The sequence below is a fragment of the Actinoplanes sp. GCM10030250 genome (assembly GCF_042666575.1).
GTDB lineage: Bacteria > Actinomycetota > Actinomycetes > Mycobacteriales > Micromonosporaceae > Actinoplanes.
Window position 1 is genome coordinate 121,353 of the sequence record NZ_JBHTDO010000025.1, and the last position, 12,712, is coordinate 134,064.

The following is a 12,712-nucleotide window of genomic DNA, read 5'->3' on the forward strand; positions in this document are numbered from 1 at the left end:
TCATGACTATCTCGAAGAAGAAGCGCGCCGCTCTCGCGGCCTCCGTGCTGGCCGTGACGGTGCCGGTCGCGATCGTCGGCTGGTCGGTGCTCCCGTCCAGCGCGGCGGCCGCCCCGTCGGCCGGGAGCACCTATCAGCTGATCGTGAAGAAGAGCGGCAAGTGCGTCGACGTGCCGTCCGCGTCCAAGGACAACAGCGCCCTGCTCCAGCAGTGGGGTTGCACCGCGAACTCGGCCTGGCAGCAGTTCAAGCTGGTGGCCTCGGGCAGCAACTTCCTGCTGCAGAACGTGAACAGCGGCAAGTGCATCGACGTGCCCGGTGCGTCGACGACCTCGGGTCAGCAGGTGCAGCAGTACACGTGTGTCGGCTCGCAGACCAACCAGCAGTGGAAGCTGGCGGCGTCGGGTACCGACACGTTCCAGGTCATCAACGTGGGTAACGGGCTGTGCCTCTCCGATCAGGGTGCGTCGACGGCGAACGGCGCGGCGATCATCCAGGAGACGTGTTCGGCGAACAGCAACAAGCAGTGGTCGTTCGCGCCGGTGTCGTCCTCGTCGGGCCGCACCTGGCCGGCCACACCGGACGGGTTCGCTTCGACCGGTGGCGGCACGACCGGCGGCGCAGCGGGCACCACGGTCACCGTGAAGAACCTGGCCGACCTGACCAAGTACGTCACCGCGACCGAGCCCTACGTGATCAAGGTGGCCGGTGCCATCACGATCACGCCGAAGGGCACCGAGCTCAAGGTGAAGTCGAACAAGACGATCGTCGGCGCCGGCACCACCGGTGAGATCGTCGGTGGCGGCTTCTTCCTCGGTACGGGTGTCAAGAACGTGATCATCCGGAACCTGACCATCCGGGACACCCAGATGACCGAGGACGACCCGGACGACAAGGACTTCGACTACGACGGCATCCAGATGGACACAGCGGACCACATCTGGATCGACCACAACAAGATCACCCGGATGAACGACGGGATGATCGACAGCCGTAAGGACACCACCTACCTGACGGTGTCGTGGAACCTGCTCGACACCGGCAACAAGGCGTTCGGCATCGGCTGGACCGAGAACGTGACGGCCCGGATGACGATCCACCACAACTGGATCAAGAACACCAACCAGCGCAACCCCAGCACCGACAACGTCGCCTACGCGCACCTCTACAACAACTACCTGCAGAACATCACCTCGTACGGCAACCTGTCGCGCGGCAGCACCAAGATGGTTCTGGAGAACAGCTACTTCGACAATGTCGCGAACCCGTACAACGTCGACGACCTGACGAAGGGCCAGCTCAAGCAGAGCGGCAGCATCGTCAAGAACTCCAGCGGCAAGCAGGTGACCAACGGGTCCGCCTTCGACCCGAAGAGCTTCTACTCGTACACGCTGGACGCGGCGGCGGACGTTCCCGCCCTGCTCGGCACGTACGCCGGCCCGCAGGCCAACATCGGCAACTGATCCGCGGATGAGGGAAACGGCGGCGTCGCTCCTCCGAGCGGCGCCGCCTGCTCACGCCGTACCCCCAAGCCTTTCAAAGGCGCACCACGCGCCGAGAGAAAGCCCTCCACCGAGCGCAACCAGTTGAAAAGCGCGGCCCGCGCCGCGTCTCGGCGCGGCAGCCGGGTGGGCGCCTCCATCAGGCGATCTACTTCGAGGACGGCGACATCTCCGCGATCGCGTGAGCAGGGCGGACCGAGCCGGGCGGTGGGGTTGCGGATAACGTCTAGCGGGTGATGGGCAGGGGCGGGACCGTGCACCGCGTCTACAGCGTGGTGGTGTTCGTGATCCTTGCCGCGCTCGACAACGTGGCGATCGGGATCGTGCCGCCGCTCTACGGCAGCATCGGCGGGGACCTGGCGGTCAGCGAGGGGCACATCGCGCTGGCGACCACCGCGATGTTCCTGATCAGTGCGGTGGCGGCGATCGGTTTCGCGTACGTGGGGGATCGCACCGACCGCAAGCCCGTCCTGGTGGCCGGCACCCTGATCTGGGTGGCGGGCACCGCCTGGTCCGGCCTGGCCGAGGGATACCCGGCCTTCCTCGCCGCCCAGGTCGTCGCCGCGTTCGGGCTGGGTGGCGTGGCGTCGGTCAGCTTCGCGGTGGTCAGCGACCTGATCTCACCGAGGCGCCGCGGCCTGGTGATGAGCTTCTGGGGCCTCTCGCAGGGTGTTGGCACCCTGGCCGGCACGCTTGTCGGCGGGATCCTCGGGCACGACGACTGGCGGCGGCCGTTTCTGGTGACCGCTGCCGCCGGGGTGCTGGCGACGCTCGCCTACCTGCTCACCTACAACGTGCCGCGCGGTGACAGCCAGCCGGAGTTGGCCGGGGTCGACTACGACGAGCGGATCCACCACCGGGATCTTCCGGTCATCCTGAGCCGGCGTACGAACGTCTGGCTGATCCTGCAGGGTGGCACCGCGCAGATCGCCTTCGGGTCGATGGTCTGGCTGCCGATCCTGTTCCGGGCCCGGGCCGAGGACCAGGGCTACTCGGCCGGTACAGCGGTGCTGATCGGCAGCGTCTTCGCGACGGTCTTCCAGCTCGGTGCGGCGCTGTCGATCCTCGGCGGCATCGCCGGCGATCGCCTGCAACGCCGTACGCCCCGGGGCCGTGCCCTGGTCGCCGCCGTGGGCGTGCTCGCCGCCGTGCCGTTCTACGTGGTCCTGTTCTTCGTCCCGATGCGGATCACGGTGCCCGACGGCGCCGGCACCGGTGCGGTGATCCGCGGCGTGCTCACCAACGTGGTGACCGAGCCGACCGTCGCCGCCGGCCTGGCCATCGCGGTGTTCGCGCTGATGCTGACGTCGGCGAACTCGCCCAACTGGTTCGCGATGATCGCCGACGTGAACCCGCCGCAGCACCGCGGCACCGTCTACAGCCTCGGCAACCTGATCAACGGGGCCGGCCGGGCCGGTGGCAACGCGCTTGTCGGTGTGGTCTTCCGGTCCCTCTCGGGCGCCTTCCCCCCGCCGCTGAACTACGCGGTCGGTCTGGCCGCCTTCCAGTTCTTCTTCGTGCCGACCGGCATCATGTACTGGCTGGCCAGCAGGACGGTGGCGGCGGACATGGCGCGCACGCACGCCGACCTGCTGGCCGTTGCCTCAGAGCATCGCCCACACGGTGACGTCGGCAGGGACCCGGCCGTCGGCGTCCAGGGGCTCACTGCTCAGCAGGACCCGAGCCCCGGCCGGTAGCTCGACCGGTTCCGCGCCGAAGTTGGTGACTACGGCGAGGCCTCCGTTGCGGAAGGCCAGCGACTCCGGGCCGCTCTCCAGCCACGTGAGGACGCCCGAGCCCAGGCCGTGCTCGCGGCGCGTGCTCAGCGCCGAGCGATACAGCTCGTAGGTCGAGCCGGGGACGTCCACCTGCCGGTCCAGCGCGTACTCGGCCCAGATCGCCGGCTGCGGCAGCCAGCTGGCGTCGGCCGGGCCGAAGCCGTACGAGGGGGCGTCGGCCTCCCACGGGATCGGCACCCGGCAGCCGTCGCGGCCCCGCTCGGCGTGCCCGGACCGCTCCCACGCGGGGTCCTCCCGGTACTCGTCGCCGAGCGTGGTGTGCTCCGGCAGCCCGAGTTCCTCACCCTGGTACAGGTACGCCGAGCCGGGCAGCGCCAGCATCAGCAGCGACGCGGCGCGGGCCCGGCGCAGGCCGAGGGCGGTGTCCGGCTGGGGGTCCTCGGCGCCGATGCCGGTCCGGCGCGCCTCGCCGACGGTGAAGCCGAGCCGGGACGCGTGCCGTACGACGTCGTGGTTGGAGAGCACCCAGGTGGTCGTGGCGCCGACCGCCTCGTTCGCGGCGAGCGACGAGTCGACGATCTCCCGCAGCTCCTTCGGCGACCACGGCGCTTCCAGGTACGGGAAGTTGAACGCCTGGTGCATCTCGTCCGGGCGCACGTAGCGGGCCAGCCGTTCCTCCGGCTGCACCCACGCCTCGGCGACCAGGATGCGGCCGCCCGGGTACTCGTCGGCCACGGCGCGCCACTGACGGTAGATCTCGTGCACGCCCTCCTGGTCCCACATCGGCGGCGGCGGCCCGACCGGGTCCAGCCCGCCCAGGATCACCGACGGCGCGGTCCAGTCGGTCAGCTGCGCGTCCTTGATCAGGCCGTGCGCCACGTCCACCCGGAACCCGTCGACGCCGCGGTCCAGCCAGAACCGCAGGATGTCCAGGAACTCCGCGCGGACCTCGGGGTGGTCCCAGTTGAGGTCGGGCTGGGAGACGTCGAACAGGTGCAGATACCACTGGCCGTCGGCCACCCGTTCCCACGCCGAGCCGCCGAAGACGCTCTGCCACGAGTTGGGCGGCTCCTCGCCGTTCGCACCCTTGCCGTTGCGGAAGATGTAGCGCGCCCGCTCGGGGCTGCCCGGTGCGGCCTCGACAGCGGCCCGGAACCAGACGTGCTCGCTGGAGGTGTGGTTCGGCACGAGGTCGACGATGATCTTCAGGTCGAGGTCGTGCGCGGTGGCGATCAGCTTGTCGGCGTCGCCGAGCGAGCCGAACCGCGGGTCGACGCCGCGGTAGTCGGCAACGTCGTACCCGGCGTCGTTCTGCGGGCTGGGGTAGAAGGGCGAGAGCCACACGGCGTCGACACCGAGCCGGCGCAGGTGGGGCAGGCGCGCGGTGATGCCGGGCAGGTCACCCATGCCGTCACCGTTCGCGTCGGCGAACGAGCGTGGGTAGATCTGGTAGATGACGGCGTCGCGCCACCAGGTGTTCGTGGAGGGCATCGCCCAAGCGTATGGCGGGTTTGCGGGTCAGTCGTCGAGGATGGCCGCGAATCGCTCCTCGGCGAGGTCGAGCTGGTCGAGGATGTGTTGCTTGGCCTCGGTGGAGAGCGGTGTGTCGGGGCGTCCGACCAGCTCACGCAGCTTCGGAACGAGCGGCCGGTACTTCGTGGCGGACCGGTACGCCTTGTCGAGTGTCGTGTGAATCACGCCGACTCCGTTGTCGGTGAAGTCGGAGATCTTGATGACCCGGGCCCACGGGTCCCGTTCCAGGTTCTCCGCGACGTGTTCCCGGTACTGCTCGTCCCGGTCGCGCTCCGGGTCGTACTCCGGGTTGGTGACCGAGCTGACCAGCTCGGCGACCCGTGGCCCGAAGCGGCGGTCCAGTTCGGCGAGGGCGGCGGCGGTCAGCTCGGCGTGCGACCGGTCCGGTTCGAGGTTGCCGAGTTCAGCCGGATGGTCCTCGACGGCGTCGTGCAGCAGGGCCGCGGTCAGCACGTCGACGTCACGGACGCCGTAGTAGCGGATGATCCGGATGGCCACCCGGAGAAGGTGGTTCATGTACGGCTCGCGAACCCGCCGGTCGGCCGCGTGCAGGTCCGACGCGAGGTCGAGCGCCTCGACGAGCTGTTTCCGATCCTCCGTGGGGAACGAATCGAGTTCCAGCGCGAAACGATCCCGCAGTCCCGCCTCCCCGTACACCTCCGTGATCGCGTGCAGTGGCATCGAGAGCAGCAACCTTGGTGCCATGCCGTTCAGATATACCCGATCACGGGCGGCGATGGGTTTCGATCAGCTACCGGATGTGGCGGGTGGTACGGCCGGTGCGGCTGTCGCCGCCGGCCGGGGTGACGGCCGCGGGCCCGGCGAGGGACGCCCCGCACCCGGGGTTCGGCTGGTCACGACCGCTCGGGCGGCGGGGGAGAGGCGCATCGCACCCATCGAGGCCTGCTTCAGCGACCACGCCTGGGAGGCCTCGGCGTGGATTCCCCGTTTGGGTGTCCCCGCCCCGTCCGTGAACTCCTCCTCGGTCATCGCCTGCAGGGCGCTCAGCGCCACCCCGACTATCGTCGCGGTGGTGATCACCGTGATCGGGACCAGCATGGTGAGCGGCCGGATGCCCCCGGCGGCCGGCGCGTACGGGTCCAGCTCGATCGAGATCGCGGCCATCCCGGTGTAGTGCATGCCGCAGACAGCCAGCGCCATCACGGCGGCCGACGCGCTGACCCGGGCCCAGCCGCGCACCGACACGGCGAACCAGAGCGCCACCGTGCTCGCCGCGCAGGAGATCAGCACCGAGGCGGTGACCAGCAGCGGGTCGTAGTGGATCGTGGCGGGCAGTCGCATGCCCTGCATGCCGGTGTAGTGCATGGCGATCACGCCGGCGCCGGTGAGCACGCCCGCCGTGATCGTCTTGGCGGTGCTGCGGCCGCCGTGCCCGACCACCATCAGGCCGATCCCGACGGTCACCACCGCGAAGACCAGGCTGAGCAGGGTGCTGGCGAGGTCGTACCGGACCGGGCTCTCCGGCACGTCGAAGCCGAGCATCGCGGAGAAGTGCATCAGCCAGATGCCGCCGCCACCGATGGCGAAGGCGGCGATCGCCAGCCACCGTGCGCGCCGGCCGCGGCTGTGCGCGTCCCGGGCCCGGCCGGTGCAGAGCAACCCGAGGAACGACCCGAGGAAGGCCAGCAGGAAAGCGGCTATCGGGTTGTAGATCCCATAGGTGAAGTGATGCACGTGAGCCACTGATGACCTCGCGAAGGTTGACGATGATTCGCGGGGATTGAGTCAGATATCAGCGGCCGTACATCGCACCTGATGTGCGCCTGCGCCCCAAAGAGGACGCCCCGAAGAGGACCGGGTGCGTCACACGAAGAACCGGGGCCACCGTCGCCGCGTCCGCATCGGACGCCGCGGCGGCGACCCCGGTTCCGGGTCGTCGTTTCGTTCAGGGGGACAGGGATTCGGATTCAGGGTGCGTCAAACGTTGAAGATGCTGACGCCACCCGGGCCGACCAGGAGCCCGACGACGATCAGCACGACGCCCCACAGAATCTGCCGGCGGAAGAGCGCGAGGACACCGGCGATGACCAGGACTGCGGCGATGATCAGAAGCAAAAGTTCCATGCTGATGAGGTACCCGAACCCCAGAAATCGAAAACCTGCAACTCCCCCGTACGGGCTACGCGTTCGTCAGTTCGGTGTCCACAGAGTCACTGAGCAGCTGATACACGTTGTACGCCTGCTTGATGACGGGGTGGGCGACGTTGCGCACCGGCACTCCACCGGGGGTGCGGCCGCGCTCCGAGCCGTGGTGCGCGTGCCCGTGCAGGGCGAGCGCTGTCGGCGCCGAGTCGATGGCCTGCCCGAGCTGGTAACAGCCGAGGAACGGATAGATCTCCAGCGGCTCGCCGACCAGCGTCTCCGGCACGGGGGCGTAGTGGGTGAGGGCGACAAGCGCGTCGCACTCCACCGAGCTCAGCGCGTCCCGCAGGGCCGTCGCGAACGCTTCGGACGTGCCGACGAACGACTTCATCTCACGCTCGCCGAAATTGCTCGCGCAGGCGCCGGCGAAGCCGCCGCCGAATCCCTTGGTGCCGGCCACGCCGAGACGATGGCCGTTCAGCTCCAGTACGGTCGCCGAGCCCTCGAGCACGGTGATCCCGGCGTCGGTGAGGACCTGGGAGACCTCTTTCTCCTGGTCACTCTGATGATCGTGGTTACCGAGAACCACCACGACCGGTACGGCCAGCCCGCCGAACTCCTTGGTGAAGCAGCGGGCCTCCTCGACGGTGCCGTGCCGGGTCAGGTCGCCCGCGATCAGCAGTGCGTCGGCCCGCCCGGGCAGTTCCTCCAGAGCCGGCCGATAGCGGCCGACGACGTCCTTGTCCACGTGGACGTCGCCCACGGCGGCGATCCGGATCATGAAATCTCCTCCACCTCGCTGGGCGCCTGTGCCCGGGTGATGCCGATGTCACAGGTGATCTCGATCTCGGGGTAGCGGCTGGTGATCTGCCGGCAGATCTCGTCGCGCCGCTGGGCGCTCTCCACCTCGCCGCCGAGCACCACCGCGTTGTCCCGGCGCTGCACCGTGATGCCCTGTTCGGCGATCCGGTCGTGCTCGGTGAGCAGCCGCTGGATCTCGGCCTCCAGGTCGATCTGGTGGGTCATCTCATCCCCCTACCTTGAGTTCCCGCTCACCGGGGAACGCGACGACGTCCAACCTGTCCAGCAGGACGAGGAAGGCCTCCGCGTACGGCGAGCCGAGCGTCTCCCGGCGCACCCGATCCCAGTCGATCTGCTCGCGCAGCGACCGGGCGACCGGCAGGCCGGTGGCGAAGTCGCAGTAGTGCTGGCTGTAGCTGAGGAGCTTGTGAACCATCAGCTGGCTCGCGGAGAGCACCGGCATGTAGATCGCCTCGACCGAGATCTGGTCGGTGTCGTGCAGTGTCTCGTCGGTGACGGGTGACTCCACCGGCCGGTAGATCAGGTCCACCATCCGGCCCTCGTCGAAGACCTTGACCAGCCAGTCCTCGGGCGGCTGTTCGGTCGTGAATCCGACCGAGGCGAGTTCCTGGAGTGCCCGGTCCTTGTCCTGCTCGCGGATGAGGAAGTCCACGTCGTGATCGCTGGAGTAGCCCCCGCGGGCGTACACCGCGAAGCTTCCGCCCAGAGCAAACGGTATGTCCGCGCTCTTCAGCGTGGATGCCACCCGCTTCAGGGTGATGGCCAAACCTTCGTCCACCCGGTGTGGCATGGAGACCTCCTGTCCCGTGTCCGGTCCGTGAACGACTACCCGGAGTCGCCACACCTTGAACCCCAAGACCCATTCTGTACGGGTACGAGGCGATCCGACGCCGAACCGAATGTGCAGGCAGGGGCTACCGTCGGTTGGTATGGCTCTCACCGCGCAGTCCCCGACGATCCCGCCGGGCGTTCGCACCATCGCTCTGGTCGGCATCGACGGCTCCGGCAAGACCACCCAGGCGCACCGGCTCGCCATCGAGCTCTCGATCGACGGATACCCGGCGGAGTACCGCCGTAACGCCGGCGGGCGCCATTTCGTCGGCCGGATAGCCGGGTTCTTCGGCCGCGAGGACGCCGAGGACCTGATCGGGCGGCGCGCCATGCTCGCCGTCGAGTCGGTGCTCCGCTGGCTGGCCATCCTTCGCACGCTGCTGCGCCGCACCGTCCGTGACGAGATCACCGTGATGGACCGGTACGCGGTCTGCCAGTACGCGAGCCTGCGCTCGCACGGTGGCCGCCCGGCCGCCGAGCGCCGGGCCCGCCTCGCCTACCGCCTGTTCCCGGCGCCCGACGTCACGTTCCTGCTGGCCGTGGATCCCGAGGTCGCCCACGAGCGGATCGAGCGCCGCGGCTACGACCACGAGTCGATGGACTACCTGCGCGCCGCCACCACCGCGTACGAGTCGCTGCCGGAGTACCGCGATTTCGTGGTGATCAACGCCAACGGCACGCCCGACGAGGTGGCCGCCGCGATCCGGGCCGAGCTGGCCGCGCTCGTCGCGCCCGCGGTCGCTACGACGAGTCCCGCCGTTCCCCCGCTGCCGGTGCTGCCCTCACCCACTCCGACCCAGTCGGCCGAACTCCAGGCGGCCTAGGCCTGCCCGTAGACCGGGATCTGCGCGCCGCTGGTGGGCGCTGACGTGTCCGAGGCGAGGAACAGGATCGTCTCGGCGATGGCGGCGGGGTTCACCCAGCGGCTGCGGTCGGCGTCCGGCTGGCCGGTGCGATTCGCCGGGGTGTCGATGATGCTCGGCAGCACCGTGTTGCAGCGGACGTTCTGCTTGCGGTACTCGACAGCGACCGCGCCGGCGAACGCGAGCACCGCGGCCTTGGCTGTCACGTATCCGGCCGCACCGGGGAACGGTGCCACCGCGGCGCGCGACGACACGCAGACCACCGAGCCTCCGCCCGCGGCCACCAGGTGTGGCAGGGCGGCAGCGGTGGTGAGGTACGTCGGGCGCAGGTTCATCGTGAGCATCGCCTCGAAGTCGCCGACCGGCGTGTCGGCGATCAGGCCGCTGCTCGCATAGCCGCCGACCAGGTTGACCACGGCTCGCAGCGGCGCACCCGATTCCGACGCGGCGGTCGCGGCGGCCGCCCTGACCTGCGCCTCGACCATCAGGTCGGCTTCGACCGCAACGGCCTCGCCGGGCAGCCGGCCGGCGTTTCCGGGCCGGACCGGCGCGACGACCCGCCACCCCGCGGCGAGAAAAGCCGAGATCGTGGCCGAACCCAGCCCGCCTGTGCCACCCGTCACCAGTGCAGTACGCGTAACCGTCATCCGGAGAGCCTGTCACACCGTGGTGTTGTGCTATTCCTCACTCGCACCCAGGAACCGGCCGCCACCTGGGAATGTCTCGCCGCTCCGGAACGTCACCCGTGCGGGCGAGTGAAGTGTGGCCCGGCGTGGCGCATTGTGACCGGTGGTCCCGTTCCGGCCCGAGGTGCGGGATCTTTCGCTCGGACGTTTCATTCAGGCACGTCTTCGGCCGGCCGATGCTGCACATGAACCCCGCGGGCATCAAACCCGTACACGGGGGTGACGAGCATCGCGGAGCTCAGGTGATGCCCGTCGCTGTGACGGATGAGGGGCCGATGGTGTTATGAGAAGCGCGCCAAGGGTATCCGCCTGTCTACGGGACGGGCACCGAGAGTCCCCACTCAGCTTTCCCGCACGGGGCTCTCAGGTAAGACCCAGGCATTCGTGACACTTTCGACCCACCAGCTGGAATCAGTCCAGCCAGCAATTTGTTGTGGAGAAGGCAGCAACCGCAATGCACGAGCTGCGGACGTTACGGGAGAGGGCTGATGGACGCAGGTAATGCCCGTAACAGGGTTAGTGACGGCAATGAGGGGACCGTGGGCAACGTGGAGAAGAACAGCGTGATGCGTACCGATCAGGTCGCCGAGGAGCGCGACCTCGTCGGAGTCTACCTGCACGAGATCTCCCGGACGCCGTTGTTGGACGCCGCACGGGAGGTCGAGCTCTCGAAGGCAATCGAAGCGGGCCTCTACGCCGAGCACCTGCTCGAACAGGGCGAGGTTCGCCGCGGCGTCAGCCGGGAGGAACTGGAGCGGCTCGTCACCGAGGGCCAGCGCGCGAAGGACCTGTTCATCCGGGCCAACCTTCGCCTGGTCGTCTCCATCGCACGCCGCTACGTGCGGTCCGGCATGCCGATGCTGGACCTGATTCAAGAGGGCAACACCGGCCTCGTCCGCGCCGTCGAGAAGTTCGACTACGAGCGCGGCTACAAGTTCTCCACCTACGCCACCTGGTGGGTGCGCCAGGCGATCAGCCGGGCCATCGCCCAGCAGGAGCGCACCGTGCGCCTCCCCGTGCACCTGGTCGAGGACGTCAACCGGATGCGCAACGTCACCCGCCAGCTCGTCCGTGAGCTGGGCGGCGACCCGGAGCCGGAGCAGGTCGCGGCCGCGCTCGGCGTGACCGTCGAGCGGGTCAACGAGCTCACCCGCTGGGCGCAGGACACCGTCTCGCTGGACACCCCGGTCGGCGACGACGGCGACACCAACCTCGGTGACCTGGTCGCCGACAGCGACGCACCGTCGCCCGAGGAGATCGTGCTGAGCGCCCTGGAGCGCCAGCGCATCGAGGGCCTGCTGAACCACCTGGACGACCGTTCGGCGGGCATCATGCGCGCGCGGTACGGCCTGGAGGACGGCCGCGAGCACTCGCTGACCGAGGTGGCCTCGCGCTTCTCGCTCAGCCGCGAGCGGATCCGCCAGCTGGAGATCCAGGCGCTCGGCCGGCTGCGTGAGCTGGCCCGGGCCGAGGGCCTGCAGGCCGCCTGACCTTCGTACCCCCTACGTTCCTTCCCCCCCGCAACGCGAAAGGCCGGCGCCCCCGAGGGGCACCGGCCTTCTTCGTCGCGTTGCTCGACGTGCCGACTACTTGATTCGGCCGTAGCCGTTCGGCGTCATGATGTCGATCGTCCGGTGCAGCACGTTCCGGCCCGCGGAGGGCGCGTCGATGATCTTGCCGCTACCGACGTAGATGGCGACGTGCCCGTTCGATCGGTAGAACACCAGGTCGCCCGGCTGGAGATCGGACCTGCTGATCCGGGCGGTGGCGCTGTACTGCGCGGCGGCGTTGTGCGGCAGTGACTTACCCGCCGCGGCCCAGGACGCCGCGGTGAGACCGGAGCAGTCGTACGAGCCGGGGCCGTCGTCGCCGTAGCCGTAGGGCTTGCCGATCGCGTTGAAGGCGTACGTCACGGCCTTGCCCGCCGAGCCGGGGATGCTGGGGATCTTCCCGGTGTACGACGAGCCGGTCTCGGTGGCGCTGCCGTAGACCTGTTCCCGCATGTCGTACAGGTCGTCGAGGTCGTCCTCGATCTTCTTCTTGCGGTCGGACAGCTCCTTGACCTGAGCGGTCTGCTTGTCCTGGGTGATCTTGAGTGCCGCCTTGCGTTCGGCGAACGTCTCGGTGGTCTCCTTGAAGGCGTCGATGTCCTGCTGATTCGACTGAGCGATCTGCTCCAGGAACGCCATGCGCCCCAGCAGATTCTCCTCGTCGCCGCTCACCAGCACGTCGACCGCGCCCACCTTGCCCTGGATGTACGAGGTGGCGGCGATGGTCTGCACCTTGGCGGTGGCGGTCGCGAGAGCGGCCTGGGTCGGCTTCAGCGAGGCTTCCAGCTTCACCGAGTCGGCCTTGGTCTTCTTCAGGTCGAGCCGCATCTTGTTGTACGACTCGGTGACGTCCTCGAGCTTCTCCGACGCTGCGTCGATCTTCTTCTTGAGCTCGCTCTTGGACGGGGCCGCATGGGCGGCCGTCGCTCCCGACGTGGTGATCGCGAGCGCTGTCAGCGCGACCACGAGCGCCCGGAGCCGGGTACGGGGGTGTGGCACTGGTCAGGGGCCTTTCTTCCGCTTGGCCGCCTACCGGTTTTCAGTGGCACCGGGGTGGGCGGGAAGAAGGCCCGACCGCTGGTT

At 68.9% G+C, this 12,712-nt stretch carries 13 protein-coding genes; 4 read left to right on the forward strand and 9 right to left on the reverse strand.

Features of this window, described 5'->3' with window-relative positions; translation table 11 throughout:
* Window positions 1–2 precede the first annotated feature (2 nt).
* Both ACFQV6_RS28460 and ACFQV6_RS28465 read left to right on the forward strand, forming a co-directional pair.
* Window positions 3–1,463, forward strand: coding sequence for an RICIN domain-containing protein (locus tag ACFQV6_RS28460; protein ID WP_378030671.1), 1,461 nt, complete (start codon window positions 3–5; stop codon window positions 1,461–1,463).
* A gap of 275 nt (window positions 1,464–1,738) precedes the next feature.
* Window positions 1,739–3,199 carry an MFS transporter gene (locus ACFQV6_RS28465; protein WP_378030719.1) on the forward strand — a complete coding sequence of 487 codons (1,461 nt, stop codon included), beginning with the start codon at window positions 1,739–1,741 and terminating at the stop codon, window positions 3,197–3,199.
* Here ACFQV6_RS28465 and ACFQV6_RS28470 read toward each other — a convergent pair.
* The 7 genes from ACFQV6_RS28470 to ACFQV6_RS28500 all read right to left on the reverse strand — a co-directional run bounded on the left by ACFQV6_RS28470 (window position 3,107) and on the right by ACFQV6_RS28500 (window position 8,489).
* The gene (locus ACFQV6_RS28470) at window positions 3,107–4,732 is read right to left on the reverse strand and encodes an alpha-amylase family glycosyl hydrolase (RefSeq protein ID WP_378030672.1); all 1,626 of its coding nucleotides are present in this window, start codon (window positions 4,730–4,732) and stop codon (window positions 3,107–3,109) included. The two genes, ACFQV6_RS28465 and ACFQV6_RS28470, sit on opposite strands and share 93 nt — an antisense overlap.
* Before the next feature lie 27 nt (window positions 4,733–4,759).
* Entirely contained in the window at window positions 4,760–5,479 is a 720-nt protein-coding gene (locus tag ACFQV6_RS28475) for an HD domain-containing protein (RefSeq protein WP_378030673.1), read from the reverse strand.
* Between the two features lie 42 nt (window positions 5,480–5,521).
* Window positions 5,522–6,478: an MHYT domain-containing protein gene (locus ACFQV6_RS28480; RefSeq protein ID WP_378030674.1), complete on the reverse strand. Its 957-nt coding sequence runs from the start codon at window positions 6,476–6,478 to the stop codon at window positions 5,522–5,524.
* 234 nt (window positions 6,479–6,712) lie between these two features.
* Window positions 6,713–6,859: a GPGG-motif small membrane protein gene (locus tag ACFQV6_RS28485; RefSeq protein WP_378030675.1), complete on the reverse strand. Its 147-nt coding sequence runs from the start codon at window positions 6,857–6,859 to the stop codon at window positions 6,713–6,715.
* A 55-nt stretch (window positions 6,860–6,914) separates the two neighbouring features.
* Complete coding sequence (locus tag ACFQV6_RS28490) at window positions 6,915–7,658, reverse strand: metallophosphoesterase (RefSeq protein ID WP_378030676.1); 744 nt, start codon at window positions 7,656–7,658, stop codon at window positions 6,915–6,917.
* The gene (locus tag ACFQV6_RS28495) at window positions 7,655–7,903 is read right to left on the reverse strand and encodes a hypothetical protein (protein WP_378030677.1); all 249 of its coding nucleotides are present in this window, start codon (window positions 7,901–7,903) and stop codon (window positions 7,655–7,657) included. Before ACFQV6_RS28495 ends, ACFQV6_RS28490 begins: the two co-directional genes overlap by 4 nt.
* Window position 7,904: 1 nt before the next feature.
* Window positions 7,905–8,489: a nucleotidyltransferase gene (locus ACFQV6_RS28500; RefSeq protein ID WP_378030678.1), complete on the reverse strand. Its 585-nt coding sequence runs from the start codon at window positions 8,487–8,489 to the stop codon at window positions 7,905–7,907.
* Between the two features lie 139 nt (window positions 8,490–8,628).
* Between ACFQV6_RS28500 and ACFQV6_RS28505 the strand changes: the two genes are divergently transcribed.
* Window positions 8,629–9,354, forward strand: a complete 726-nt coding sequence (locus ACFQV6_RS28505; protein WP_378030679.1) for a thymidylate kinase — start codon at window positions 8,629–8,631, stop codon at window positions 9,352–9,354.
* On the opposite strand, the gene ACFQV6_RS28510 is transcribed toward ACFQV6_RS28505, so the two are convergent.
* Complete coding sequence (locus tag ACFQV6_RS28510) at window positions 9,351–10,040, reverse strand: SDR family NAD(P)-dependent oxidoreductase (RefSeq protein WP_378030680.1); 690 nt, start codon at window positions 10,038–10,040, stop codon at window positions 9,351–9,353. The genes ACFQV6_RS28505 and ACFQV6_RS28510 overlap by 4 nt on opposite strands.
* 527 nt (window positions 10,041–10,567) lie before the next feature.
* Here ACFQV6_RS28510 and ACFQV6_RS28515 point away from each other — a divergent pair.
* Window positions 10,568–11,569, forward strand: coding sequence for an RNA polymerase sigma factor RpoD/SigA (locus ACFQV6_RS28515; protein ID WP_378030681.1), 1,002 nt, complete (start codon window positions 10,568–10,570; stop codon window positions 11,567–11,569).
* Between the two features lie 96 nt (window positions 11,570–11,665).
* Here ACFQV6_RS28515 and ACFQV6_RS28520 read toward each other — a convergent pair whose 3' ends face one another.
* Window positions 11,666–12,628, reverse strand: a complete 963-nt coding sequence (locus ACFQV6_RS28520; RefSeq protein ID WP_378030682.1) for an NlpC/P60 family protein — start codon at window positions 12,626–12,628, stop codon at window positions 11,666–11,668.
* Window positions 12,629–12,712: the final 84 nt, after the last annotated feature.

What these genes read in the sequence shown, in the direction of transcription:
- ACFQV6_RS28460 (WP_378030671.1), top strand. Translation starts at nt 3, where the DNA reads ATGACTATCTCGAAGAAGAAGCGCGCCGCTCTCGCGGCCTCCGTGCTG.
- ACFQV6_RS28470 (WP_378030672.1), bottom strand. Translation starts at nt 4,732, where the DNA reads ATGCCCTCCACGAACACCTGGTGGCGCGACGCCGTCATCTACCAGATC.
- ACFQV6_RS28495 (WP_378030677.1), bottom strand. Translation starts at nt 7,903, where the DNA reads ATGACCCACCAGATCGACCTGGAGGCCGAGATCCAGCGGCTGCTCACC.
- ACFQV6_RS28505 (WP_378030679.1), top strand. Translation starts at nt 8,629, where the DNA reads ATGGCTCTCACCGCGCAGTCCCCGACGATCCCGCCGGGCGTTCGCACC.
- ACFQV6_RS28485 (WP_378030675.1), bottom strand. Translation starts at nt 6,859, where the DNA reads ATGGAACTTTTGCTTCTGATCATCGCCGCAGTCCTGGTCATCGCCGGT.
- ACFQV6_RS28475 (WP_378030673.1), bottom strand. Translation starts at nt 5,479, where the DNA reads ATGGCACCAAGGTTGCTGCTCTCGATGCCACTGCACGCGATCACGGAG.
- ACFQV6_RS28465 (WP_378030719.1), top strand. Translation starts at nt 1,739, where the DNA reads ATGGGCAGGGGCGGGACCGTGCACCGCGTCTACAGCGTGGTGGTGTTC.
- ACFQV6_RS28490 (WP_378030676.1), bottom strand. Translation starts at nt 7,658, where the DNA reads ATGATCCGGATCGCCGCCGTGGGCGACGTCCACGTGGACAAGGACGTC.
- ACFQV6_RS28510 (WP_378030680.1), bottom strand. Translation starts at nt 10,040, where the DNA reads ATGACGGTTACGCGTACTGCACTGGTGACGGGTGGCACAGGCGGGCTG.
- ACFQV6_RS28500 (WP_378030678.1), bottom strand. Translation starts at nt 8,489, where the DNA reads ATGCCACACCGGGTGGACGAAGGTTTGGCCATCACCCTGAAGCGGGTG.
- ACFQV6_RS28515 (WP_378030681.1), top strand. Translation starts at nt 10,568, where the DNA reads ATGGACGCAGGTAATGCCCGTAACAGGGTTAGTGACGGCAATGAGGGG.